The organism is Nostoc sp., assembly GCF_036917465.1.
GTDB lineage: Bacteria > Cyanobacteriota > Cyanobacteriia > Cyanobacteriales > Nostocaceae > Nostoc.
The window spans coordinates 23,167-49,750 of sequence record NZ_JBALDL010000105.1 but is presented as its reverse complement, the minus strand read 5'-3'; the positions used below and the strand labels follow the sequence as shown (position 1 = coordinate 49,750).

Below are 26,584 nucleotides of genomic sequence, written 5' to 3'. Positions count from 1 at the left end.
TCTAGTTGCAGATTTTACAAAAAGTTAGTAAATCAAAAATCTGTATCTAAAATGGGCTTGTAGCAATATAAAACGCTTGTAAAATTTTTATGACTTCCCGGATTCGCTTTTTGATGTGTCCTCCTGACCACTACGATGTAGACTATGTGATTAATCCCTGGATGGAAGGGAACATCCATAAATCATCGCGCGATCGCGCCGTGGAACAGTGGCAGGGATTACACCAGATTCTTAAAGAACACGCCATTGTAGATTTAGTATCACCCCAAAAAGGTTGGCCTGATTTGGTTTTTACCGCCAACGCTGGCTTAGTACTGGGGGATAATGTTGTCCTAAGTCGCTTTTTGCACAAAGAACGTCAGGGAGAAGAACCTTACTTCAAACAATGGTTTGAGGAAAATGGTTATACAGTTAATGAACTTCCCAAAGATTTGCCCTTTGAGGGCGCAGGAGACGCACTGCTAGATCGGGAAGGACGCTGGTTATGGGCGGGATACGGTTTCCGCTCGGAATTAGATTCTCACCCTTATCTAGCTAAATGGCTCGATATTGAGGTTCTCTCTTTACGACTCATAGACGAACGTTTCTATCACCTGGATACCTGTTTTTGTCCCTTAGCAAATGGCTATTTGCTGTACTATCCAGGCGCTTTTGATTCTTACTCCAACCGCTTAATTGAAATACGAGTCGCACCAGAAAAGCGAATCGCAATTGCCGAAGCCGATGCAGTCAACTTCGCCTGTAATACGGTGAATGTGGACAGCATTGTAATCATGAACAAGGCAAGTGATGCTTTGAAAACCCGCCTTGCAGATGTGGGTTTCCAAGTGCTGGAAACACCGTTAACTGAGTTTCTCAAAGCTGGTGGTGCAGCTAAATGTTTAACCTTGCGGGTAACAGAACCAGTTAGAGATGAAATTCATGCCAATATCTCGGTAGAAAGCCGGATCATTCGCATGGAAGGACACTTACTTGATGCTGGCTTAATTAACCGCGCCTTGGATTTGATTATAGATGCTGGGGGAAGCTTCCAAGTCCTGAATTTCAACTTGGGAGAACAACGGCAAAGTACCTCCGCCGCCGAGGTGAAGGTATCAGCACCATCTCATGAAGTGATGGAAGAAATCATCTCAATGTTGATTGATTTGGGTGCAGTAAATTTACCCCATGATGAGCGAGATGCAATCTTGGAACCTGTGATCCAAGATGGTGTAGCGCCTGATGATTTCTACGTCAGCACAATTTATCCTACCGAAGTCCGAATTAATGGGCAGTGGGTGAAGGTAGAAAATCAACGAATGGATGGTGCGATCGCAATTACTCAAACTCCCACTGGCGTAGTTGCTCGGTGTAAAATACTCCGCGACTTAAAAGTTGGCGAACAGGTAATTGTAGATGTATTAGGTATCCGCACCATCCGCAAAACAGAATCGCGCGAACTCCGCAACACCCAAGAATTCAGCTTCATGTCGGCGGGCGTTTCCAGCGAACGGCGCGTGGAATTGGTGGTTGAACAAGTAGCTTGGGAATTACGGAAAATCCGCGATGCTGGCGGTAAAGTAGTTGTCACGGCTGGGCCTGTGGTGATTCACACTGGTGGCGGCGAACACCTGGCGCAACTGGTTCGGGAAGGATATGTACAGGCATTGCTGGGTGGAAATGCGATCGCAGTTCACGACATCGAGCAAAATATGATGGGTACTTCCTTGGGTGTGGACATGAAGCGGGGTGTCGCCGTTCGTGGTGGACACCGCCATCACCTGAAAGTAATTAATAGTATCCGTAGATACGGCAGCATTCCGAAAGCTGTGGAAGTGGGGGCAATTAAGAGTGGCGTGATGTATGAGTGCGTCCACAATAATATACCTTTTGTGCTTGCGGGATCGATTCGGGATGACGGGCCTTTACCTGATACCCTAATGGATTTGATTCAGGCGCAGGAGGAATATGCTAAACACTTAGAAGGGGCGGAGATGATTTTGATGCTGTCATCAATGCTGCACTCCATTGGCGTGGGGAATATGACTCCGGCGGGGGTGAAAATGGTGTGTGTGGATATTAATCCAGCTGTGGTGACTAAATTAAGCGATCGCGGTTCTGTAGAATCAGTTGGTGTGGTGACGGATGTGGGATTATTCCTGAGTCTGTTGATTCAGCAGTTGGATACGTTGACAAGTCCCTATGTAAATAAGGTACGTTAAAGAAACGAGCCGCAGAAGACGCAGAGAGAGGGAGATGATAAGAGTAGCTTTTAATGAGGAGTTGCAGGTTAATTGGGTCAGTTTGATTGCTGATTTCTTGTTGGCGGGAATGGTTTTCGGCCCGCCTATCGCTCCCTTTTTGGCTGCGTCTGGAGTGTCTTTGCTTCCTGGGATTGCGGACATCATTTATTTTATGGGTAATCATGTATGTCCGCAACCAAATATGGGGTTAGATTTAGCACCACCCTTTATTATGGCTGTGTGTATGCGCTGCTACGGCACTATAACGGGTTTGTTGATTACTCGTCTGCTGTATGGCGTAACTGGTGATAAAGGATTTTACTGGTTAAGTCAGTATGGCTGGAGTGGTGTGGCGATCGCAAGTGTGCTGATGATGGCTTATCCTTTGGAATTGGCAGCACAAATTTTTGGTTTGTGGAGTTTTAATAACTATCTGGTTACGCCTTTTGGGTTAATTACAGGTTTGGCGTGGGGATTGTTTACCATGCCTATTTTGCATGGGTGGCGGGTTGCTATCAGTTTAGATAAATTGTAGAAATAAATAATTTTCCAGGATTTAGTAGAGACGTTATAATCAACGTCTCTACAGCTATCAAATCTTGACAAAAAATCCTTAAGTGAACACCATTAAGTAAGTGGGTCAAATTAAATATAAAACCTCACCCTGCCTCCGGCTTCCCTCTCCGAACTCACGGAGAGGGGTTGAGGGTGAGGTTTGATCTTATATTTAATTACGCCTACCTACTTAGTATAGTTACCCGGTTTTAAGTGGCTTATGCACGATCAAGCCTTAACCGAAGCGTATTGATTTACAGGACTGAGGGCTGATTTATGTTTACGTTTTTGCCGCAAACCTACACTTAAGGCTCCAAAAGTCAATGCAGCCAGTGCAAAATTAGGTTCGGGAACACTGGCAATAGTAGACTTATTTTCGTTTGTAAGAGCATTCCAAGCACCAAACTCGTACAACTCTAACCGATAGCTAAACAAACCGTCTGAATCACCAATAAATTGCAGAGGTGCTGAAAATTTCAGCACAGTGCCATCGAGGCTGTATGGTACTGAACCCCGAATCTTACCCCACCCTGCGGAATTGGGTTCTGATGGGCCAACTGAGAAGACATCACGTATCCGAACGTCACCTGCAACGTGAATTTCTTCTCCGCGAATAATTGACTCAAGGTTACTATCGAATGGAGAGCCTCTGAATATAGGGAATTCCCCATCTGCTTCAATAAAGTATTGGAAAGAGTCGGCTTGCCTCCCGAATTGATCAAGCGTGAAAAAGTCTGGCACTCTATTAAAATTTATAGTAAACAACGCTTCTTGAGCATCAAGATTTACCACAGCTGACTCTGATGTAACCAATAGTTTTGCTTGTGCCATTTGCACTGTACTTAAGGCAATTAAAGCTGCTGCTGACAGAGACACTGAGAATTTTTGTAGATATGTCATAAAAATTACTGTTTTAACGGTAGTATGACATCCAAATAGTACAGCTACCAACATACTAATTAAAAACTGCCATAGTAATCTCACTGAAATTTTATAATAATTTTACAAAATTGTTAACAAAGCTCGTACTACATTAGGCTACGCGAGCGCACCATTCAATTAACAGTCTTGCTCATCCTTAACCTAAGTTCCTCAACCAATTCGTAATTACGAATTACAAATTACGTTAGCGTTCGCGCAGCGTCTCGTAGAGAAGCGTAATTACGAATTACGAATTATAATCTATCCCTCTCCGACTCGGAGAGGGACGGTTTTACGTAGTAAAACCAGGGAGAGGTCTTTTGATTCCGCTCGTTAAGCGAACACTATATAATCGTTATCGTCTCACCCTAGTACCTACCTTCACTCTCTGCGATCCTGCAACGATTTGGTAAAGTTTGTCTTCAAGTTTTTGCATACATGCCGACCAATCAAATTCAAGTATAGAAGGGCGAGCGTGGCGGGTCATATCTGCTTTCAAATCAGGATTTTCCAGAATCGTAATCACCTTTTGAGCAAAGTCTGTAGGGTTGTTAGGTTGAGCAAGAAAGCCGTTATGACCAGGAGATACCTGTTCTGAAGTTGAGGGTGCAACAACCGCAACTAGAGGCGTTCCAGATGCTAGCGCTTCGTTATTTGTAGTGCAGAAATTCTCAGTAACGGAGGGATTCACAAAAATATCCGCTCTAGCAAACCAGCCTAAAAGTTCTGTACCGTGGGATTCGCCCCAGATAGTAATACCCGATCCAAACTTTTTAGCACGCTCACGAATCTCTTCATCCAACGGGCCACTACCAACAATCACCAGATGAATATCAGGAATTTTGGCAGCTATGAGTGGAAATATATCAAGCAGCTGATTAACATTCTTTTCGGGGGTGATGCGTCCAACAAACAAAATAGTTGGTCGGTTGTCGTTAGGAATGGGATTATAACAAATGTTGCGCGGGTGAAATTTTTCGCAATCAATGCCTTGATAAGGGACATATTCAGCCCGTTGGCATTTCAGTTCTTCGTATTTAGTGAGCTGTTCTTTAGAAGAAAAGTAATTGAAGTCATAAGACTCACTAAATTGCTTGACTAAAACGGGAATGATGGGACGAACAAAGTTAAAGAATTTATCTCCAAAATAATATTTGATATACGCAACGATATCAGTGTGGAAAAGTGATATTATTGGCGTACCTGTTCGTTTTGCGTACTCGACACCAATTGGACGACCATAACCTTGCAGGAAAAATGAGTATAAACCTCTCATTTGCGCGGCTTCTTCAACCAAGATAATATCGGGCTTAAATTTCTCCAGCAACTTGGTATCACTCCAATGCCGATGATTTAACGGTTGGGGAAGAGACTTATAGAATAATAGCGGTTCGGTGGGAAATGCGTAAGCAGAGAAATTGGGGAAAGACTGAATTTCATTCAAACCTACCATCGGGCGATCGCCAACATTTTTGGGGTAGCGATCGCTGATTTGCGGATGAACTAGAAAAACCTCATGTCCTTGCTCTAGTAACCAACGAACTCGTTGGTGAACAGCGACAGAAACACCAGTCAAGAAAGGAGCATACAATCCTGTAAACAGTGCAATGCGAAGTTTTTGCTTAGTCATAATAAAGGGAAATATTTCACAAAAATGCTGGTTTTGAATTCAGGATTTACGCAGCTTATGTTTCATGAACATCCTGATTCTCTAGCTAATAAATTACAACTAATTCGGGTAGGCTAAGGATTTACGTATTTTCAAATAGCCAAAAATATCGATTGTGAAGTGGATGTTTATAAACTGGGATTGAAACTATCAAAACATCCAAAGTACTAAGTCAAGATTCCCCTTAATATATTTGTCTAAACTCTTGCCATTAGTGCAAATACATTTTGATAATCAACAAGAAAAAACGTGTATTCTGACAAGAGTTATAGCTAATATAGTTGTACTAAATATAAGATAATCTAATTTGAAGACTAGGGAATGTTTAGTGTAATAACTTTCATGCCCTAGTTCATATTTTAGCGATTTAATTCAAAGAGAAACTTTGCTATCAATAGGCTGATCTAACCATTGATAAGGGCGATATTCCACTAACCGGACATTCCAAGGCCCTTGAATTCGATAAGAGACACCACGCCAGGTTACTGTTGAGATCCAAATGGATGATAGCATCGCTAATCCATAAACCCACTGTGTTAGGGGAATCCCAATTAACATTTTGATGATTGTAGCAGCTGATAATTTTGCGATCGCCTGGTCATTAGAGCGAACCACTCGCTGAACCTCTAATTCCAACACAAGCATTATTAAGAGTAGTGCTACAGTATAGGCAGCATAACAGCCTAATAAGAGAAACGCAGCTTCCCATTTTGCCTGCAAGAAGGACTCTAGAATTAAGATAATAAGTGCAGTCGGAAACAAAATGCTAGAAACAGCTTCACTGACTAAAGCTAACCAACGTGGGTGATACAGTCGAGAATAAAGTATCAAGCGCTTAAGATAGTCGATTAAGTTGGATAAATCAGTCTCTTCACGATTGACAATTAGCAGCGAAGGCACAAACTTTACCTGAAACCCATGTTTTTTAAGGATATCGTGCATCATAAAATCTTCGCCTAAAGCTTGTCCCCACTTATCTAGGAGTTCTGTTTGGCGAAGCACTTCTGTTTTCACAGCCAAACTTCCACCCCAAGGAATCTGGAAGATAAACATTTGCACTACTGTGGATACATTACCGATGTACCGGACTAAAGATCCCCAATATTTACCTGTAGGGACATACCAACGATTACCTGTTGTCGCCCCTACTTTAGCATCACCTAAAGGACTGACCAATTCTCGCAGCCAATTCACATGAACTATGGTATCAGCATCTACTAAGGCAACCACCTTGTAGGAATCATCCAACTCACCCACAGCTTGGACTAAGGAACTACATTTGAGACTACAATTGTTGCGTACTATTCTCAAAGGGCTAATTTGAACGTTGGTCGCTTCTTGCTCTGTGATGGTTTCACTGGCAATTTTCCAAGCGGGGTCTTCGTGACTATCAACGATCAATTTTAAATCATAGTGTGGATAGTTTTGGTTCAGGAGCGATCGCAAACATCTAGGCAAAAACGGATCGGCTCCGCGTAAGCAAAGAATCACTGCTGTTTTGGGTAACTGATCATCTGGTAATAAGTTTTTTTTAGATGAGCGCAGATACCATATAAAGACAAGCGTAAAACACACCTGAATAACCAACCAACCCATCAAAGACTTAGACAAAAATATCGCCAAATCTTCCATTAAATTTTTAATCTCCGATAGGATTAAGGACTGGGGATTAGGGACTGGGGATTAGGGACTGGAAATCAGAAGTATTTTCTAGAGAATGAGTAGTCCCCAGTCACCAGTCCCCAGTACCCAATCCCCAGTAGCCTTTATGAATCCAGCGAATACTTCATAATGATGTTCACAGTTGTATTTTTGTTGACAACAAAACTGGCATCACGAAACTTTGGTGTACCTGTTTGTATAGACACAGTTGGATTTTTAGAAATCCCAAAACCTTCTGTGGGAATACCGAAAAAGTCTTTATGGAGTTTGCGATCGCCATTTTGATCGTCAAGCACGCTAACAGCATAAGTTCCAGGCTTCAAACCGGAAAATTCTTTTTTTACAGAAGTGCCAATAATCTTAGTGCAGCCACTTTGAGATCCCTTAGAATTACTCGTGGGAAATCCTTGTTCAGTTGCGTAAACTCGGAAGCAAATTTCACCTTTTTTGTGTTGTATACCATTTACTACAATACTAAGTGTTGCAGTTGGTTCAGCATTAACTGTTTTAGCAAAGCTGAGGCTTACTAAAGTAGCAAGTAAAACATGAAAGATATGAGATAGTTTCAGCATAGTTTTGTGGTGATGAATAGGTAATTTTGCAACTGGGTAAAAGCTAGTAAGTACAGCTTTTATTTTTGAACTGATTCGTTCAATTTATGACTTGATGTTTTTTAATTAATGCTAGTCGCCAACTTTTCCAAAGTACTTGCAGCACTCTTAGTAAATCTTTCAGCAAAAGATATTCTGCCCCTTTTAACTGCTGATATAAACTTCTATGACAACATAGGCGCTCATTCCAACTCAGAGGGCTACGCCATATAGAGAGTAGATACTCCCAGATTATTCTCCAATGTGGCAATAAAATTTTTCCTTGCTTTGCTGAATCAAACCACACTGTATACGCATAAAAATCAGGTAGCATACTCAATGAGTGTTTTTTACTGTTGTTAGCAAACAACAAATAATTAGGGAAATACATACTCATTGATTGTTGCGGATGGCTTCTGGCAAAAAATAGGTATTCAGGAATTTCATAAAACCTACCAAGAATACCAAGTCTTAATAAAAGAATTCCATCTGCATTACCGTAACCACCCATAGATGGTATCTTTCTCAGGACACTGGCACGAATTACTCCGTAACATTGATAACATAAATGTTTCGTCAGTAATTCGTGAAAACGCTCGTGTGGTTTTAGCGCATCTGCCTTAAGTTTGATATCGTAATTTTGGAGAAAATTACCCTGTTCATCAATAAAATATGTCTGGGGGTGACACAAGATTATGCTAGGGTCTTGGTCAAGTATCTCAACACATTTCTTGATAAAATCTGGAGCATGTAGATCGTCATAAGCTGCCCACTTAAAGTACTCACCTGAAGACAATTGAAAGACACGATTAAAGTTACGGGCGCAACCAATGTTACTGTCATTGCGGTAGTAACAAATACGTTTATCTTTCTCAGCATAAGCTCTACAAATTTCCTCAGTTTTATCTGTAGATGCATTATCTGAAATAATTAGCTCAAAATCTTCAAAGGTTTGATCCAAGAGTGAATCTATGGCTTCTTTGAGAAATCTTTCACCATTGTATACAGGTAATCCGATGCTCAATCTTGGCTGATCGTTACTCATAATAAGTATTCGGAAAATCTGTGAATTATTTTATGCTCAATTGCAGATAATTGTGGTATCTACATCCCCGACTTATTTAAGAAGTCGGGGATGTAGAGGACTATTTAATCAAGTTTTGAATATCTGTTTTTTGCAGCCATTCATGTGTTCGCTGCATTCCTTCTTCTAGGTCAATTGTTGGTTTATAATTTAACAGGCTTTGTGCTTTGACAATAGAACAAGCATAAGGACGAGTCATAAAATCTATAGACTCTGGTAAGATGTCAACTTTTTTCCGAAAAAGTTTTTGTCCTTGAACACGTAGCTTTAGAAACAACTTGATTTCATCTTTCGATAATGAAAGAGGTGCTTGTAAGCCTTCCATTGCTGCTAAACGCATAAAATACTCTTTCCACGAAGTTTCTTGTCCATCAGTGATATTAAATATTTCACCGTAGGTTTCTTTTTGTATCGCTAGAAAGATGCCATCAATCAGGTTATCTATATATACGTGATTGATTACTCCTTTACCATCATTGGCACAGGCAAATAATTTTTGACGCATCATCAAAACCGGTCTGACTATCCAGGGTATACTTCCTGGTCCATAAACATCTCCGGCTCGAATAACGATGATGCCAAAATCTGGAGGATTATTCAGTTCTAAAACTGCTGTTTCGGCTTCTATTTTTGTTTCACAGTAAGGATTATTTTCGCCAGAAAGTGGCCCAGATTCTGTAACCCCATTAGGATAGTTGAAGCCGTAAACCATTACACTAGAAAGATGCACAAATGTTTTTACACCAGCCTGTTTAGCAGCTTTAGCCATGTTGACAGTACCGCCAACATTTACATCACGAAAATTCTTAATTGCACCAGCTTCTTCGGCAAGTTGATCTGTATGTAAAACGATATCTGCTCCCTGACAAGCCTTTTGAGCAATAGTAGAATCGGTGATACTACCAATAATTATCTCAACACCTAAATTCTGTAATTGTTTGTTCTGTTCTGTAGAACTTTGCAGTCCACGAACCTTCATCCCTTGCGCTATGGCTAACTCGGCTGTACGCAAACCGACAAATTCATCAATACCAGTAATTAGCAAGGTTTTATCTTTGAGGTTCATATAGTTGGGGTATACCAATTTTGGATTTTAGACTTTTGGTGAGCGTTCAGTCGAACGGTTTTAGATTTTGGATTCAAACAAAAGCACTAGCTTTGATGGTTCGTAGTAAGAACTTCAGTACTTATAAAATAATTACTTAAATCCTTACTACAAAATTAATTTATCCACCAGATTAAATATTTATTAAAAGCAGATTTTCTTGCTTAGAAAATATCTCCAGGGTCTGCGGAGCGGAGTTTATTGATAGCAAGCGCTCCTGATGTTATGCACATTAAAACTGTTGAAGTTAAGACGATCGTTGCATTATTAGTGGTCATAACTATTGGTAGTTTAGTTGATTCTGCTGCAAAACTATATAACAAAACAGAAGTGATAAATCCTGGGATATAACCTAAGATTGCCAAAATTAAAGCTTGCTGAAATACCACATTCAACAAATAACTATTGGCATATCCGATGGCTTTTAAAGTGGCGTAAGCAACAAATTGAGTAGCAATATTGCTGTAAAGAATTTGATAAACAATAACCACACCAACCACCGCAGCCATTGTCAACATCAAGTTAAGAATAAAACCAATGGGAGTTCTAACAGCCCAATAGTTTTTTTCAAAATCAATGAAGCCTTTGCGGGTAAAAACTTGGACATCATTAGGCAAGTTTGCTTGCAAATTTTTCAGTACTGTTTCGGCATTAGTACCAGGTTTGAGTGAAATCAAACCGATATCTATCATATCCGCAGGACGGCTATTGGGATTTATCCTCAAGAAAGTGGAGTCACTAACAAGTAAATTTCCGTCTACCCCAAAGGAAGGCCCTAATGTGAATAAGCCACCAATTCTGACTCTATAGCCAATTAATGAATTGTAGGGAAATATTTCAATTGTCTGTGCAGTATTTCCCGCATCAAACTTTTCAGCTATTGGGCCAAATTCTGGGCGAGAACCCCGGTCAAAAAGTACGACATCAGGAATTTTGAGTTTATCTAAATTTTTCTCCACTTCTGGGAGATTCATCACAGGTTTACCCGGATCGAAACCAATAACGTATATTGAATATTTCTCACTAGTTGCCGGATTTTTCAGTTTAGCAAATTGCAAATACATGGGACTAACTGACTCAACGCCATCAAACCCCAGAGATTGGTACAAACGAGTCCGCGAAAAGCTTTGATTTGAGGTTAAAGATTTATATTGCGAACTGACTACAAATAAATCTCCCTTGAGATTCTGATGTACAGCAGTTGCACTAGAATAGAGGGCATCTTGGAAACCAAGTTGCACAAACATTAGCAGCACAATAAAACCAATCCCGGCTACAGCTACTAGTAAACGAACTTTTTGCTGCGCTAGCTGTAGCCATCCTAAAGGAATTTTGAAATTCATGGATTTATTTGTCTTTTGTCATTGGTCATTTGTCATTGGTCATTTGTCATTTGTGAATGACATCTGCCAATTGACTAAATATGAATGGCTACATCCACTTGTAAGTTAGTTAAACGAGCGACCTTTTCACTATCTGCGGGATTATCAATGGAGATTTTAACTTCAACTATTCTGCGGTCTGTATCTGAACCAGGGTTAAGGCTGAAGATGTTTTGCTTGTCAACTTGCCAACCAATCTCTTTTACAGTTCCTTTTATTGTTCCAGTAAATGCAGTGCTGGTAATTGTGGCTTTTTGTCCTACACGCACTTTTTGAACATCGGTTTGATACACCTCTGCAATCACATACATTTGAGATGTTTTACCGATTTCAGCAAATCCTTTGTTGGTGCTGATTACTTCTCCGGTTTTGGCATGAATTTTTAAAATTTTGCCATTTATGGGAGATTTAATGTAAGTTAAATCCAAGTCGGCTTTTGCTTGTTGAACAGAAGTTGTGGCACTGTTGACTTCGGTTTGTGCCACCTGAACATCTACACTACGCACTTCGCTAATACTGGTGAGTTGTGCTTGTGCTTGCTTGCGTTGTGCTTGGTATGTGTCTTGAGTGCGCTTGAGAGTGGCTTGGGCTTCTGTTAGCTGCTGTTGTGTAGTCTTGAGTTGCAAAGCTTTGGTATCTGCTACAGAGACCGCGATCGCACCTTGTTTATATAATTGCTGATAGCGATCGTTTTCGGCTTGAGCATTGTCTACCTCAGCCTGGATACGGTCGATTGTCGCCTGTTGGGTAGCAACATCCCCTTTATATTGTGGCTCTAAACGGGCGATCGCAGCCTTTTGAGCATCGACATCTCCGGTTTTAGCTCCAGATTTAACCTGCACTAATTTAGCTTTGGCAACTTGTAATTGGTCTAAAGCCTGTTGCAATGCACTTCTAGAACGACCATAATTTTCTAGATAAGCCAGTAATTGCCCTGTTTTAACTGCCTCTCCTTCTTTCACCAACAGTCTGTCTACTCGCACCCCATTATTAGAAGCAGGAGCAGTCAAAGATGTAACTTCACCTTCTGGTTCCAAACGTCCCAAGGCTGTCACAGCAACTTTCGCAGGAGTCACAGCTTTTGGAGGATTTGCTGCTGGTGTCACAACTTTAGGTTTAGACCAAAATGGAACTAAACTATAAAAAGCTATTAATCCGGCCGCTAGAATGAGAGAAGCTGCTAAAATTACTTGCGATCGCCCTACGGGTTTTGTGAATAATCGGCTTTCTTTATTTACTGCCATCTTTTCATTCCAATTCTGTTTTCTAGGGGATAGCCTGGTTATATTTAATCGATTAGATATAGACTCATCCGCAAATTACTAAGAGGATTTTCCTCTAGAGTTTCTACCTTAATAAACTGGATGGGTCTAAATTGGTTTTATATGAATTGTTGTACGCTTTTACCACCCAAACTCACTATTGTGGCGTGAAAATTAATGGTGGTGTTACTTCAAAGCTTCCTAAGTTATATCCTAATTTGACATCTAGTCCAGTAGCGTAAAATACAATAGCGCTAACCAGAAAACTTAACTCTCAAGAACAACGAAGCGCTAATAAAAATGCAATCAAAACTTGGATAAACTTGTCATTAAGTCTGACGTAAAAATGGGATTTTGTCAATCGATTTAATTTGTATAAGTCTTGATTCTCTCACTAAAATATTTCATCGGAGTCAGATTAGATGCTGAAAGATTTTACTCATCACCAATCCGTAGTCTGCTATTGAATACCAACAGATAGTTCGTTATTAAGCAGATTTGATATTCCTAACAGATTATTGTTAGCAAGGTTGTGTAGTATAAGACATTATTTTTGGCTTTGCTCATAGTAATTAAAAGGCGGTTATAAACCGCTTCTACACAAGCATAACCCACCTCCGTGGGCTTAAAATACCCAATTTTCTTAGTTTGAGGAGGCGGTCTACTCTGCCCTGTACCAGAGGTATAATTCCATTGCCCCGGCTTTATCTCATGCAATCATGATTATGTTTATCACGGAACATACTAAAAATTAACATTTGCTTTATAAATAACCGCTTTATTTCTTAAGTTGACTTATATTGAAAAATAACCCAAAACTTTGACTCAATTATGATGCTTCTCTGAAAAAACATACTTATGGTTGTTCAGTTGATCTATGTATTCATTGAATTGTTACTTACTAGACAACAGATTTGTATTGTTAACTTAATTCAGCAGAAATTTATGGTTAATGCGTAGATAACAAAACATCTGAGACATTTATAGAGTTATAAATTATACTTTTTTGCTTAATTTTATTCAAATTAACATCAGTAATTGTGAATGTTACTTTATAAAATAACTTTAAAGAAATGATTTAGTTTCTGTAAAGTATGTTAGTATTTTTATTAATTCAATGCTTTAAAGTAGTTATACAAACTAGTTATTTAATTGAGATTTTGAAATTAAAAATAACTAAATATAACTGCTTTTCCATCGTCGTCTGCTCGTTTCATTACTTTTTCAACTTACATAAATTCGGATTAAAGGTGGTGTCTTTTGTGTAACGAACTTGTCAACTTTGCTAGTTCAAGTAGCATAAAATATATTATCCCGGACGCTGAAATTGGCTATGACGTTGATCGAGATACAGAACGTTGTCATTAACAATCGCTATGTTGCTGTGGTTAGGCTAAATAATCAAAAGCTTGTGGCTGAAAAAATGTTTCTGTTCTCTTAGCTACTCCTAAATTTCCATCGCTCCAGTAGGATACCATTACTCAAAATCTCTACCATTACAAATGGATTAAATTCACTGGTCAAGCAGCTATTACACTCCAAGACTATTTTACCAGTTTTAACAACGTTTTTGACCTATTGCCACAATTTAAAGAGTCTAGCGTTGGATAACAATTTTTGCGATGTCTACGACGGGCTACGCCTACGCGGGCTACGCCTACGCAGTCTGCCAAAGTCGCCTGGAAACATAAGGCTTTACCTGGTATAGTTCGTAATTCGTAATTACTTTTCTGCCAGGATTTCAAATGTGCTAACTGGTTGCACAACGAGAGTTTTTCATTAATTAGTAGGCAACAGAAATTACTGTAACTACACAATCCACAGTACTCACTATGCCCTATGTCTGCTTATTCAATTGATACTGCCTTAGCGGAGTTAGAAAGCCTGATCCAGAATTGCGAACAGGCTGTAATTAAGTCTATTGAGGGAAAAAAAATGAAGTCAGATAAATCAGTGTCAGTCAACAGAATTAACAGACAATTACAACACAATCCTATTGCCATCGTTGGGATGGCTTCTCTATTACCTAAAGCCAGAAATCTGCGGGAATACTGGCAAAATATAGTAAACAAAATTGACTGTATTACTGATGTTCCTTCCACTCACTGGAGCGTCGAAGATTATTACGATCCGAATCCTAGAACTACTGAAGATAAAACTTACTGCAAAAGAGGCGGGTTTCTTCCAGAGGTAGATTTTAACCCGATGGAATTCGGCATACCACCCAGCATTTTAGAAGTTACAGATGTATCGCAACTATTAAGTTTAGTGGTTGCAAAAGAGGCGATGGAAGATGCTGGCTATGGCGAAAAACGTGAGTTTAGCCGCGAGACTGTTGGGGTAATCTTAGGCGTGGCTATGGCCAAGCAATTAGGAATGCCGCTTTCTGCCAGGTTGGAATATCCGATTTGGGAAAAAGTTCTCAAAAGCAGTGGTTTATCCGACGAAGATACGAAAAAAATCGTCGATAAAATTAAAAGCGCTTATGTGAAATGGGATGAGAACGCTTTCCCTGGAATGTTAGCGAATGTAGTCGCTGGACGAATTGCCAATCGCCTAAATTTTGGCGGGATGAATTGCGTAGTTGATGCCGCTTGCGCTAGTTCTTTCGGTGCTTTAAAAATGGCAATTAGTGAGCTAGTTGAGCATCGTTCTGACATGATGCTGACTGGTGGTGTTGATACCGATAACACCATCATGGCTTACATCTCGTTCAGCAAAACACCGGCTGTTTCTCCTAGTGAAAATGTCAAACCTTTCGATGCTAAATCCGATGGGATGATGCTAGGTGAAGGTATTGGGATGATTGTCCTGAAACGGTTAGAAGATGCTGAACGGGACAACGATAAAATATATGCCGTAATTAAAGGTATTGGTACTTCCAGCGATGGACGTTATAAGAGCATTTATGCTCCCCGCAAAGAAGGCCAAGTTAAAGCCTTAGAACGCGCTTATGAAGATGCCGGCTTCTCTCCCGCTACTGTTGGTTTGATGGAAGCACATGGTACGGGTACAATGGCTGGAGATCCGACAGAATTCGGTTCTTTAAAAGACTTCTTTGATGAACATGATGAGAAAAAGCAGCACATCGCTTTGGGTAGTGTGAAATCACAAATCGGACACACAAAAGCAGCTGCGGGTGCGGCGAGTTTGATTAAAACTGCTTTGGCTTTACATCACAAAGTCTTACCGCCCACAATTAACATCACTGAGCCAAACCCCAAACTCAACATTAAAACTTCGTCCTTTTATTTGAATACCGAAACTAGACCTTGGATTCGTCCAGAAGGTGAAGCGCCAAGACGTGCGGGTGTAAGTTCTTTTGGGTTTGGCGGAACCAACTATCACGTCGTTTTGGAAGAATATGAAGCCGACCAAAATGCCGCCTACCGCTTACACAGTCCTGCTAGTGAAGTGCTGTTGTTTGCTCCTACAGTAGACCAATTGTTGAGCAAATCTGAAGAGATTTTAGGTAAGTTGCGCTCGCCAGACGCACCCAGATACTACGCACAATTAGTCAATGAGTGCAAATCACAACAAATTCCCCTCTCTGCTGCCAGATTTGGGTTTGTAGCTGAGAATCTCGAAGAAGCTTGCAAGTTGCTGCAAACTAGCATTGAGTGGCTGAAACACAAAGGAACAGCAGCATCTTGGGAGCATCCCCAAGGGATTTATTACCGTTCATCTGGTATGGAGTTGGGTGGAAAAGTTGTCTCTCTATTTTCTGGTCAAGGTTCGCAATACTTGGAGATGGGACGCGAACTGGTGATGAATTTCCCGTTGATGCGTCGTCTTCATGGTTATATGGATAGCCTGTTGCTCAAAGATAATTTGCAGCCGTTGTCAGAGATCGTTTTTCCTCATCCTGTGTTTGGAGAGGCAGAAAAAAATGTCCAAATTGCTGCCTTACAACGCACAGAATACGCTCAACCAGCCATCGGGGTGTTGAGTGCAGGGATGTACAGCATACTGCAACAAGCTGGGTTCAAGTCAGATTTTGTTGCCGGCCATAGCTTTGGTGAACTGACAGCGCTATGGGCTGCGGGGGTTTTGAGTACAGAAGATTACTTGTTCTTAGTGAAAGCTAGGGGTCAAGCAATGGCTGCCCCCGAAGATCCAGATCATGATGCGGGAAGTATGTTGGCTGTTAAAGAAGACATCAGCAAAGTGGAAGCAGTGCTGAGGTATTTTCCGCAAGTTGCGATCGCTAATCAAAATTCTCCCACTCAATTTGTCTTGGCTGGCCCCACCGCAGAAATAGCGAGAGTCAGAGAGGCTTTACACGAGAAAGGATATACAGCCGTATTGTTACCTGTTTCAGCAGCGTTCCATACACCGCTAATCGCCTTTGCTCAAAAATCCTTTGCGATCGCTACCAAGTCTGTCAAGTTCCAAAGTCCGAAAATCCCTGTTTACAGCAACGTCACCAGTAAGCAGTATCCCAAAGAACCCCAAAATATTCAAAAAATCCTGGAAACCCACCTCTCGAACTCGGTGCTGTTTAAACAGGAAATTGAAAATATCTATGCGGCGGGTGGTACTTGCTTTGTGGAATTTGGGCCGAGAAGAATTCTCACCAACTTAGTAAAAGATATCCTTGGCGATCGCCCACACATCACTGTATCTTTGAACCCCAGCGCTCAAAAGAATAGCGATCGCTCTTTACGGGAAGCAGTTGTGCAGCTGCGAGTAATTGGTTTGGCTTTGAATAACCTCGATCCTTACCAACTTCCCCAAACTATTCCCCCAATTGAGACGAAGAAGACATTAAATGTCCGTTTAAACGGCATAAACTACAGATCCGAAAAAACGAAAAATGCCTTCGCTTTAGCTTTGCAGGATGGGCATAAAGTCACATTACCCACCCCCGAATATTCTGATGCGGCTCCCTTATTTACTAGCCCAGGTGTGACTCCACCTCTAGCAGTGATAGAGACTAACGGACATAAAAAATCCATCCCAGAAATGAACGGTGTGACATCTAATATCATCACCCAGCCAGAGCAACAGATGAATCCTGTTACCCTGTCACAACCAGCCCAGGAATCTAAGATGCAACCAACACCAGAAAAGCTGACAAATTACGAACAACTTTTAGCAAGTTTAGAATACCTCCTGACACAGTTCCAGGAAAATCAAGCCGAGAATTTACAAGTTCACGGTACTTATCTCAACCATCAAATGGAATATGCTAAAGCGTTTTTCCAACTGATGCAACAGCAGAATTCCTTGTTGAGTGAAAGTAAATCAACAGCCGAAACTGCCAAAATGAAGCTTGTTGTCATGGAAAGCTTAGAGCGCAGTATGATGCAGTTTCATTCCCAACAAGGTGAAACCCTACGCATCCATGAGCAATATCTTCAAGAGCAGTTGGAATATACTAAGAGCTTTTTCCAACTCATACAGCAAGAGTATTCTCAGATTATCTCTGGTGAGGGAGCAACCCAACTAACAGAGAAACTAAGCGATGCAGTACGCCATCATTTCACAACAGAAACAACTGTTACTAATGCACCAACCAAGATAGTAGAAAGCCAACCTTTGCCTGTAGCCGAGCCTGTAGCTAAAAATGACTTAAATGTTATCCAAGAATCTCTCTTGGTTGCTGTAGAGCCAATACAGACGCAATCAATCGCATCTCTACTTCCGACTCCCCACTTCGCCACCGTCGAGACATTAGAGCCTGTAATCGCGCCACCTGTCCCAGTTGTAGAACCCCAAGCTGAGGTTGTAGTCAAAATTAGCTCACCTCCAATCAGCGAAGTTGTTGCATTCACTCCAGAACCGGCATCTGTATCTAATGCAACCATCGATATTGTTGACTTGGATAAAAATCTCTTAGCCATCACCAGCGACAAGACCGGCTACCCAGTCGAAATGCTGGAAATGGACATGGATATGGAGGCTGATTTAGGGATTGACTCGATCAAACGGGTGGAAATCTTAGGGGCGCTACAAGAAATGTACCCCAACCTACCCAAGCCCAATTTAGAAGAACTGTCAGAAAAGCGCACCATCGGTCAAGTTGTAGAGTATCTGCAATCCCACGCTTCCAAAAGTATTACTGTAGAAATTGCAGTTCACGAAGTACAACAACCAACTGAGATTGCAGTAGAAGTTGCACCAGTAGTTGAGGTAGTTGTTGCACCCGAACCAAGCGTAGTTATCGCATTCACTCCAGAACCAGAACCCGCTACAAGTGATGAATTTGCAAACTTAGGTGAAACCCTGTTAGCTATCACCAGCGATAAAACCGGTTATCCAGTGGAGATGCTGGAACTGGACATGGACATGGAAGCCGATTTAGGGATTGATTCGATTAAACGGGTGGAAATCTTAGGGGCGATGCAAGAAATGTACCCCAACTTACCCAAACCGAATATTGAAGAACTCGGCGATCTCCGCACCATCGGTCAAATAGTCGATTACCTACAGCAGTTGGCTGGAGGTGAAAAAAAAAAGTCTGAACCTGAGTTTGTCCAACAGCAGCCACCCCAATTAGAACATGAATTAGAGCATAATATCCAGCGCCATCTCGTCAAACTCAGAAGTTTACCACAGCCCGATTATTTGGATTTCACGTTACCAGAGGGACACATCGGTTTAATTACCGATGATGGTTCCCTCACCACTTATAAATTAGCTGAATCCCTAATCGAGAAAGGCTGGAAAGTAGTAGTTATCAGCTTCCCCCAATCGCTCATCGCCCAGCAAGCGCCCTTACCCACAGGAGTAACCCGCGTCACCTTAGCAAACTTGAGTGAAGAACATCTTCACCAACAACTACAAGCGATCGCATCTCACTGCGGAGCGATTGGGGCTTTCATCCATCTACACCCAATGTTTGTAGGAAATCACACCGGAAGTATTTCTTATAACGAATCAGAAAAGGCGATCGTCAAGCACGTATTTTTGATGGCGAAACACCTGAAACCTTCCCTCAACGAAGCTGCAAAACATGGACGTAGTTGTTTCTGCACAGTTGCTCACCTTGATGGAGCCTTCGGTTTAGAGTACAAAGTCAACTTCGGTGCGATCGGCGCTGGTTTATTTGGATTAACCAAAACTCTGAGATGGGAATGGCCAAAAGTTTTCACCCGTGCGATCGATTTAAGCCCCAGACTTGACGCTAAACAGTCAGTACAAAAAATCATCGCCGAACTTCACGATCCCAATCTTTATATCAGTGAAGTTGGCTACGGCTCACAGGGACGAGTCACCATTATCGCCGATTAAAAGCAGATTAACGCAGTGTGTAACTTTCTCTCAAACCTAACTCCCAACCCCTTCCCTACAAGGGAAGGGGAGTAAGAATCAAAGCCTCTCTCCCTGTGGGGGAGAGGAATGGAAGCGGGGGTTTAAAGAATCAGTTGCACATCAAAAAACCAAAATTATGCAGGTATTCACGAGGATTTATGACACAAACAGCCCAGCTTAGTCCATCATCTGTCTTTGTCGTGAGCGGCGGTGCAAAAGGGATTACGGCTGAGTGTACTATCAGATTAGCTCAACAGCAACCCTGCAAATTCATCCTTCTCGGTCGCTCCGAACTATTAGAAAGCGAACCAGATTTTGCTCAAAATTCCGATGACTCCGCATTGAAAAAATGCATCATGGAAAATCTTCTTTCTCAAGGAGAGAAGCCCACACCCATGAATGTGCAAAAAATATATAACAAAATTACCTCCAGCCGCGAAATTAAAAAGACTCTAGCAGCAATTGAAAAAACCGGAGCTAAAGCAGAATATATCAGCGTCGATGTTACAGATACGCAAGCTTTACAAGAAAAACTTGCCACTGCTGTGCAACATCTCGGCCCAATTACCGGAATCATCCACGGCGCTGGAAACTTAGCTGATAAGTTAATTGAAAAGAAAACAGAAGATGATTTTGAAAAAGTTTACACCGCCAAAGTTCAAGGCTTAGAAAACCTACTGGCTTGCGTTAACCCTAGTCAACTTCAGCATTTAGTTTTGTTTTCTTCAGTCACAGGCTTTTACGGAAATCCCGGACAATCTGATTATGCGATCGCAAACGAAATTCTGAACAAATCAGCCCATATATTTAAGCAAAGTTATCCCTCATGTCATGTAGTCGCTATCAACTGGGGCGCTTGGGACAGTGGGATGGTGACAGCAGAATTAAAGAAGATTTTTCAAGAGCGAAAAATTGAAATAATTCCCATTGCAGTCGGGGCGCAAATGCTGGTTAAAGAAATGGATAATACTAATCATGCAACTGCACAAGTTGTTATTGGTAGCCCATTAGTTCCACTTGCGGCAGAGTTAGATTCAGAACTACGAACCCATCGTATCCGTCGCCAAATGACATTAGAGGCTAATCCATTTTTACACGATCATACTATTGCTGGTTCTCCAGTTTTACCAGCAACTTGTGCAATGACGTGGATTATCAATGCTTCTGAACAATTATATCCTGGTTATCGGTTGTTTTATTACCAAGATTTCAAAGTTTTGAAGGGGATTACTTTTAATGAAACATTAGCTAAGGAACATATTTTAGAAATAGAAGAAATTTCTAAAGTTAACCTTGAAAGCATCGAACTTAAAGCCAAAATTTCAAGTAAAAATCCAGAAGGAAAAACCCATTTTCATTTTAGCGCTCAACTCAATCTCCAGCGTGAAATCCCAGATGCACCAATCTATGAATCTCTCAATCTCGAACCAGATAATATCATCACCGCTACAGGAAAAGCTTTTTACCAAAATGGTGGGGCGACATTATTTCACGGCCCCGGTTTTCAAGAAGTCAAAAGAGTTTTAAACATCACTCCCGAAAAAATCACAACAGAATGTTTGTGGCCAGAACTCACCCCACAGCAACAAGGACAATTCCCCGTCCAATGGGTAAATCCTTACACCACTGACTTGAGTATGCACGCCTTATGGATTTGGACACAACACTTTCATGAAGAAGGTTGTTTACCTGGAAAAGTAGAAAAATTTGAACAATTTGAAGCAATACCCCATAACGAAACATTTTACGTTTCTTGTGAAGTACTAGCTAAGACACCAAGTAGTGCGATCGCTAACTTCATCATACACGACCGCCAAGGTAAAATATATTCACGAATGCTCGGCGCTCATGCGATTATTTGGTCAATGAAAATGCTCAGAAGCTAGTAATATTCTTTAAAACTCAACACCTATAGCATTCCTAAAATCCCTGTGAAATTCTTTCTCTTCTTAGCGTCCTTTGCGCCCTTTGCGGTTCGTTAAAAACAGCAATTTTCACAACTCAAATAGGATTGCTATAACTTGCCTCGTTCAAAGTTTGGGGAACAGCGTAAATCCTGCCTTTTAATTATCTCTTGCTAAATACCCAAACTCGGAGCATATAAATCGTGGAAAAAATAGCCATCATCGCATTATCATGCCTATTCCCCGATGCTAAAAACCCTGAAGAATACTGGCAGAACATCGTTAATCAAAAAGATTCGACATCCTCTGCAACTGTTGAAGAAATCGGAGTAGATCCGACAATATTTCATAATCCAGTTAAAGGTACACCAGATAAAACCTATTCCCTCAAAGGCGGATACATCCGCAATTTCCAATTTAATCCATCTGAATACAATCTACCATCAGAATTTGTTGGTGGTTTAGATAACACCTTCAAATGGTCATTGTATGCCGCTAAACAAGCAATTGTACAGAGTGGTTATTGGGGTAATCAAAATGTCCTGGCAAAATGCGGCGTAATTTTAGGTAATTTGTCATTTCCAACAAAATTATCTAATCAATTATTCTCTCCAATCTACCAGAAAGCTATTAACCCTGCTGTCAGAGAACTTTTGCAGTATGAAGACTTTGATTTAGCTGTCCCAAGTGCAACTAAATCATCTTTATACAATGCGATGATATCTGGTTTACCAGCATCTATCGTTGCTCAAGCCTTCTCCCTTTCCCAGATTAATTTATGTCTGGATGCTGCTTGTTCGTCATCATTTTATGCTATTAAATTAGCATCTCATTACTTATGGTCACACAAAGCTGATGTGATGTTAGCTGGAGCCATCAGTTGTGCAGATTCCCTATTCGTGCGGATGTTATTTTCCGGTGTTCAAGGATATGCAGAAAACGGCATCAGTCGCCCCTTAGATAAATCCTCTAGAGGGCTAATTCCCGCCGATGGTGTTGGAATGGTGATGCTGAAAAGATATTCTGATGCCGTTAGAGATGGCGATAATATTCTCGCTACCATCTGCGGTAATGGACTCTCCAATGATGGCAAAGGGAAACATTTACTGAGTCCCAATCCTAAAGGACAAGTCTTAGCTTTTGAACGAGCCTATAATGAGGCAAAATTTAGTCCCAAAACCATCGATTATCTAGAGTGTCACGCCACAGGCACATTACTCGGAGATACAACCGAATTCAACTCTATAGAAACATTCTTTGGTCAAAATCAAGCTGCGCCTCTGGTGGGTTCTGCTAAGGCAAATACTGGTCACTTGCTAACTGCTGCTGGCATGGTTGGCTTGACTAAGGTGATTTTGAGTATGTCTCATGGTGTAATTCCACCAACCATGAATGTTTCTGACCCTTTAACGTCAGAAAAAAATACAATTTCTGCCGACAAAATTGTTAGAAAAGCGACAGCATGGCCTAATAATAACACACCAATTAAACGGGCGGCTATTAGCGCTTTCGGTTTTGGCGGCACTAATTCTCATCTGATTTTAGAACAAGGAAATACAACACAATCAGTTGAATCAACTCCACCTGTTCCACCTACGAAAGTCGCCATTGTCGGCATGGATGCCTTTTTTGGTAACTGCAATGGTTTAGATGCTTTTGAACGCAGTATTTATGATGGAACACAACATTTTACTTCTCTACCACCTCAAAGATGGCATGGTATAGAAAATCAAGAAAATGTCCTGAAAGAGTACGGTTTGACAGACGGGAAAGCACCAGTAGGGGCATATATCAAAGATTTTGAAATCGATACTTTATCGTGCAAAATCCCACCGAATGAAATAGAGAAGTTAAACCCACAACAATTATTGCTTTTGAAGGTTAGCGATCGCGCCGTAAAAGATGCGAAACTAAAGGAAGGCAGCAATGTGGCCGTTATTGTCGCCGCCGAGACAGAATTCTCTGTGCATCAGCTACAGCAAAGATGGAATCTCTCTTGGCAAGTTAAGGACGGCTTACTCAACCAAGGAATTTCTCTACCTGCTGAACAGCTGGCGCAACTGGAAACCATTGTCAAAGATAGCATTCACCAACCAGTAGAAATCGGCGAATATGTCAGTCACATCGCCAACATCATGGCGAGTCGAATTTCTGCTTTGTGGAATTTCACTGGCCCTGCATTCACCATCAGCGCTGGCGAGAATTCTGCCCTCAAAGCGTTGGAAGTTGCACAAATGCTACTTGCTACTGGAGAAGTTGATGCAGTCGTTGTGGGTGCGGTAGATTTAGCCGGTGGTGTAGAAAATGTCTTGTTCCGCAGCCAATTTGCACCAATTAATACAGGTGTCAATACGTTGGGTTATGACCAACAAGCAAATGGCTGGACGGTTGGCGAAGGTGCGGGTGCTGTCGTCCTTAAGCGCTACGAAGCAGCTAAGGAAGATAATGAACGCATCTATGCAGTAATTGATGCCATGAGTTTCGCACAAGGTAATTCTACTTTGAGTAACGCTCTGGTAAAACCTGATGCCTCAGCTATCAGTAATGTCTGCAAACAAGCCTTCCAGATGGCGGAGATTCAACCCACAGAAGTTAACTATGTGGAAGTCTTCGGTAGTGGCGTTCCCCAGGAGGATGAAGCTGAAATCGCAGGTTTACTGCAAGCTTATCCGAAAATGGGCAATGGTTTGCATTGTGCATTGGGCAGCGTCAAAGCTAATATCGGCCACACCTATACAGCATCGGGAATTGCTAGCTTAATCAAAACCGCTCTCTGTCTTTATTACAGGTATATTCCCGCTACCCCCAAATGGTCTGGTGTCAAAACACCGCAAGTATGGTCAGGTAGTCCCTTCTATGTGGCAATGGAATCAAGACCTTGGTTTGTCGATAAAGGCGGCACACGTAGAATAGCAGCAATTAACAGCATGGGTATAGATGGGAGTTACGCCCATTTAATCTTATCGGAGGAACCCAGCCAAGAGGAGCGCGACAACAGATATTTGCAACAAATGCCTTTTCATCTGTTCCCTATCGCAGTTAGCGATCGCTCCAATATACCAGATTTACTTAATCATCTCCAACATACCATCGAAGCTAGTTCTTCTTTATCAGCTACCGCTAGCCAAACATTCGCTACCTTTCAACAGCATTCTAATCAAAAATACGTCTTATCAATCACAGGACGTAACACAAAAGATTTACTCAAAGAAATTGAATCTGCTCGTAAAGGTATAAACAATGCTTTTGAGAAAGGAACAGATTGGCAAACACCACTAGGAAGTTATTTCACAGCGAAACCATTAGGTAAAACTGGAGCAGTTGCTTACGTTTACCCCGCAGCAGTCAATTCTTATATCGGCATTGGTCGGACTGTTTTTCGCTTGTTTCCGAAAGTCTTCGAGGACTTAAAAAGTAATAATCTCTACAACCGGGCTGCCGATGTTGAAAAGCTAGTTTATCCCAGAAGTTTACCTAAATTGACAACCAGGCAACTAGAAACTCTTGAAAAGCAATTGTTAGATGATTCACTGGCAATGTTTGAAAGTGAAATTGCCTTTGCTAGATACATGACAGCAATTTTCCGAGATGATTTTCAAGTCAAGCCGCAGTCTGTATTTGGGTATAGCTTGGGTGAAACTAGTATGATGGTTGCTCAAGGAGTTTGGAGTGATTTTGAGGGTGGAAGTAACACCTTAAATTCATCACCTCTATTTGGTGATAAGTTATCTGGCCCTAAAAATGCTGTGCGTGAATATTGGGGATTAACAGATTCACCAAACAACAATTTTTGGAATACCTATGTTCTCATGGCTACTCCATCTCAAGTTAGAGAAAGCCTGAAACAAGAGAATCGCGTCTACTTAACTCAAATCAACACACCAGAAGAAGTATTAATCGCTGGTGATGATGCAGCCTGTAAGCGATTGATTGCAACTTTAGGTTGTAATGCCTTCCCCGCGCCCTTCGACCATGTGATACATTGTGAAGCGATGCGATCGCAGTACGAGGAAATCAAGAAAGTAAACACCTTACCATCCCAAAATCTTCCTGGCATTGTGTTTTATTCCGCCGCCGATTATCAACCAGTTGCACTTGAAAGTGATGCAATTGCTCACAATATCGCCAAAGGATTGTGTCAAGAGCTTGATTTCCCGCAATTAGTTAATCGTGTCTACGATGATGGTGTGCGAATATTTTTAGAAGCAGGCGCGGGTAGTGTTTGTTCACGATGGATTGATAAAATTCTCGGCAACAAAGAACATGTCACAGTTTCTCTGAATCGTAGAGGGATGGATGACCATGCTTCGATAGTCAAAGCATTAGCAAAACTACTCAGCCATCAGGTGAACGTGGATTTATCACCACTGTATAGCAAAGCCCAAGAAACCGCTAATTCAAATAAAGCAACATTGAGAACAGTTACCTTGGGTGGGAAAGCGATCGCAGCTACAATTTTGAGCGAAGAAAACCGTAAACTTGTTGAAAGTTTAGTTGAGGATATTAAGGGCGATCGCTTCAAAAAACAGCATCCAAATATACCTAATATCCAACAATCTGAAATCACAGATTCTCTTAATACTTCCAACCAAATAACCCAACAAGAAAGTTATTCCCCTACCATCTTGCTTCAGCCAGAAGAACTCAAACCGAAAAATATCATTGATAACGTTTTTGAGCCGAGAGAACAATTACAATCTTCTGAGTCAATTGCAATTAAACATCCAATTCCTGTTTCATCCCCACCCATCAGAACTAAAAAAATTACTAGCATCATCAGCATGTTCGATTTAAATAAGACCCAGTATCAAAAGCTCAATGCTAATAATTCAAAGATAACTAAAGCACACACAGCCTTTTTACAAGCTAGACAAGATTACAGCCAGCAAATGAGCGAAATAATTCAATTGCAACTAGCTTGCGCCCAAAACTTGCTTAACGAAGAATCTTAATATCTCATACCAATTCTCT

Annotated in this window: 13 protein-coding genes and 1 pseudogene; 6 read left to right on the top strand and 8 right to left on the bottom strand. The window is 41.2% G+C overall.

The window, feature by feature from the left end:
• Positions 1–89: 89 nt before the first annotated feature.
• A complete protein-coding gene (gene argZ / locus V7K38_RS27965) occupies positions 90–2,201 on the top strand; it encodes a bifunctional arginine dihydrolase/ornithine cyclodeaminase (RefSeq protein ID WP_334862798.1) in 2,112 nt (703 codons plus the stop codon).
• 34 nt (positions 2,202–2,235) lie between these two features.
• Positions 2,236–2,757 carry a DUF2085 domain-containing protein gene (locus tag V7K38_RS27960; protein ID WP_334862796.1) on the top strand — a complete coding sequence of 174 codons (522 nt, stop codon included), beginning with the start codon at positions 2,236–2,238 and terminating at the stop codon, positions 2,755–2,757.
• A 248-nt stretch (positions 2,758–3,005) separates the two neighbouring features.
• On the opposite strand, the gene V7K38_RS27955 is transcribed toward V7K38_RS27960, so the two are convergent.
• The 8 genes from V7K38_RS27955 to V7K38_RS27920 form a co-directional block, all read right to left on the bottom strand.
• Positions 3,006–3,677, bottom strand: a complete 672-nt coding sequence (locus V7K38_RS27955; protein ID WP_334862793.1) for a hypothetical protein — start codon at positions 3,675–3,677, stop codon at positions 3,006–3,008.
• A gap of 376 nt (positions 3,678–4,053) precedes the next feature.
• A complete protein-coding gene (locus V7K38_RS27950) occupies positions 4,054–5,328 on the bottom strand; it encodes a glycosyltransferase (RefSeq protein ID WP_334862791.1) in 1,275 nt (424 codons plus the stop codon).
• A 411-nt stretch (positions 5,329–5,739) separates the two neighbouring features.
• Positions 5,740–6,999 (bottom strand): glycosyltransferase, encoded by a 1,260-nt coding sequence (locus tag V7K38_RS27945; RefSeq protein WP_334862789.1) that lies wholly within the window; start codon positions 6,997–6,999, stop codon positions 5,740–5,742.
• Positions 7,000–7,133: 134 nt separating this feature from the next.
• On the bottom strand, positions 7,134–7,601 hold the full coding sequence (locus V7K38_RS27940) for a DUF2141 domain-containing protein (RefSeq protein ID WP_334862787.1): 468 nt from the start codon (positions 7,599–7,601) through the stop codon (positions 7,134–7,136).
• A 79-nt stretch (positions 7,602–7,680) separates the two neighbouring features.
• Positions 7,681–8,664, bottom strand: coding sequence for a glycosyltransferase family 2 protein (locus V7K38_RS27935; protein WP_334862785.1), 984 nt, complete (start codon positions 8,662–8,664; stop codon positions 7,681–7,683).
• A 100-nt stretch (positions 8,665–8,764) separates the two neighbouring features.
• On the bottom strand, positions 8,765–9,769 hold the full coding sequence (locus V7K38_RS27930) for an NAD-dependent epimerase/dehydratase family protein (RefSeq protein ID WP_334862783.1): 1,005 nt from the start codon (positions 9,767–9,769) through the stop codon (positions 8,765–8,767).
• Positions 9,770–9,972: 203 nt separating this feature from the next.
• Positions 9,973–11,151 carry an ABC transporter permease DevC gene (devC, locus tag V7K38_RS27925; RefSeq protein WP_334862781.1) on the bottom strand — a complete coding sequence of 393 codons (1,179 nt, stop codon included), beginning with the start codon at positions 11,149–11,151 and terminating at the stop codon, positions 9,973–9,975.
• 74 nt (positions 11,152–11,225) lie between these two features.
• Positions 11,226–12,434 (bottom strand): ABC exporter membrane fusion protein, encoded by a 1,209-nt coding sequence (locus V7K38_RS27920; RefSeq protein WP_334862779.1) that lies wholly within the window; start codon positions 12,432–12,434, stop codon positions 11,226–11,228.
• A 1,351-nt stretch (positions 12,435–13,785) separates the two neighbouring features.
• Between V7K38_RS27920 and V7K38_RS27915 the strand changes: the two are divergent.
• The 4 genes and pseudogenes from V7K38_RS27915 to V7K38_RS27900 all read left to right on the top strand — a co-directional run bounded on the left by V7K38_RS27915 (position 13,786) and on the right by V7K38_RS27900 (position 26,565).
• A pseudogene (locus tag V7K38_RS27915) lies at positions 13,786–14,063 on the top strand (hypothetical protein).
• Between the two features lie 228 nt (positions 14,064–14,291).
• A complete protein-coding gene (locus V7K38_RS27910) occupies positions 14,292–19,688 on the top strand; it encodes a beta-ketoacyl synthase N-terminal-like domain-containing protein (RefSeq protein WP_334862777.1) in 5,397 nt (1,798 codons plus the stop codon).
• A 179-nt stretch (positions 19,689–19,867) separates the two neighbouring features.
• Entirely contained in the window at positions 19,868–21,595 is a 1,728-nt protein-coding gene (locus tag V7K38_RS27905; RefSeq protein WP_334862775.1) for an SDR family NAD(P)-dependent oxidoreductase, read from the top strand.
• 221 nt (positions 21,596–21,816) lie between these two features.
• Entirely contained in the window at positions 21,817–26,565 is a 4,749-nt protein-coding gene (locus V7K38_RS27900) for a PfaB family protein (protein ID WP_334862772.1), read from the top strand.
• The last annotated feature ends 19 nt before the right edge of the window (positions 26,566–26,584 follow it).

What these genes read in the sequence shown, in the direction of transcription:
- V7K38_RS27930 (WP_334862783.1), bottom strand. Translation starts at nt 9,769, where the DNA reads ATGAACCTCAAAGATAAAACCTTGCTAATTACTGGTATTGATGAATTT.
- V7K38_RS27910 (WP_334862777.1), top strand. Translation starts at nt 14,292, where the DNA reads ATGTCTGCTTATTCAATTGATACTGCCTTAGCGGAGTTAGAAAGCCTG.
- V7K38_RS27960 (WP_334862796.1), top strand. Translation starts at nt 2,236, where the DNA reads ATGATAAGAGTAGCTTTTAATGAGGAGTTGCAGGTTAATTGGGTCAGT.
- V7K38_RS27955 (WP_334862793.1), bottom strand. Translation starts at nt 3,677, where the DNA reads ATGACATATCTACAAAAATTCTCAGTGTCTCTGTCAGCAGCAGCTTTA.
- V7K38_RS27950 (WP_334862791.1), bottom strand. Translation starts at nt 5,328, where the DNA reads ATGACTAAGCAAAAACTTCGCATTGCACTGTTTACAGGATTGTATGCT.
- V7K38_RS27935 (WP_334862785.1), bottom strand. Translation starts at nt 8,664, where the DNA reads ATGAGTAACGATCAGCCAAGATTGAGCATCGGATTACCTGTATACAAT.
- V7K38_RS27920 (WP_334862779.1), bottom strand. Translation starts at nt 12,434, where the DNA reads ATGGCAGTAAATAAAGAAAGCCGATTATTCACAAAACCCGTAGGGCGA.
- V7K38_RS27940 (WP_334862787.1), bottom strand. Translation starts at nt 7,601, where the DNA reads ATGCTGAAACTATCTCATATCTTTCATGTTTTACTTGCTACTTTAGTA.
- V7K38_RS27945 (WP_334862789.1), bottom strand. Translation starts at nt 6,999, where the DNA reads ATGGAAGATTTGGCGATATTTTTGTCTAAGTCTTTGATGGGTTGGTTG.
- argZ (WP_334862798.1), top strand. Translation starts at nt 90, where the DNA reads ATGACTTCCCGGATTCGCTTTTTGATGTGTCCTCCTGACCACTACGAT.
- devC (WP_334862781.1), bottom strand. Translation starts at nt 11,151, where the DNA reads ATGAATTTCAAAATTCCTTTAGGATGGCTACAGCTAGCGCAGCAAAAA.
- V7K38_RS27905 (WP_334862775.1), top strand. Translation starts at nt 19,868, where the DNA reads ATGACACAAACAGCCCAGCTTAGTCCATCATCTGTCTTTGTCGTGAGC.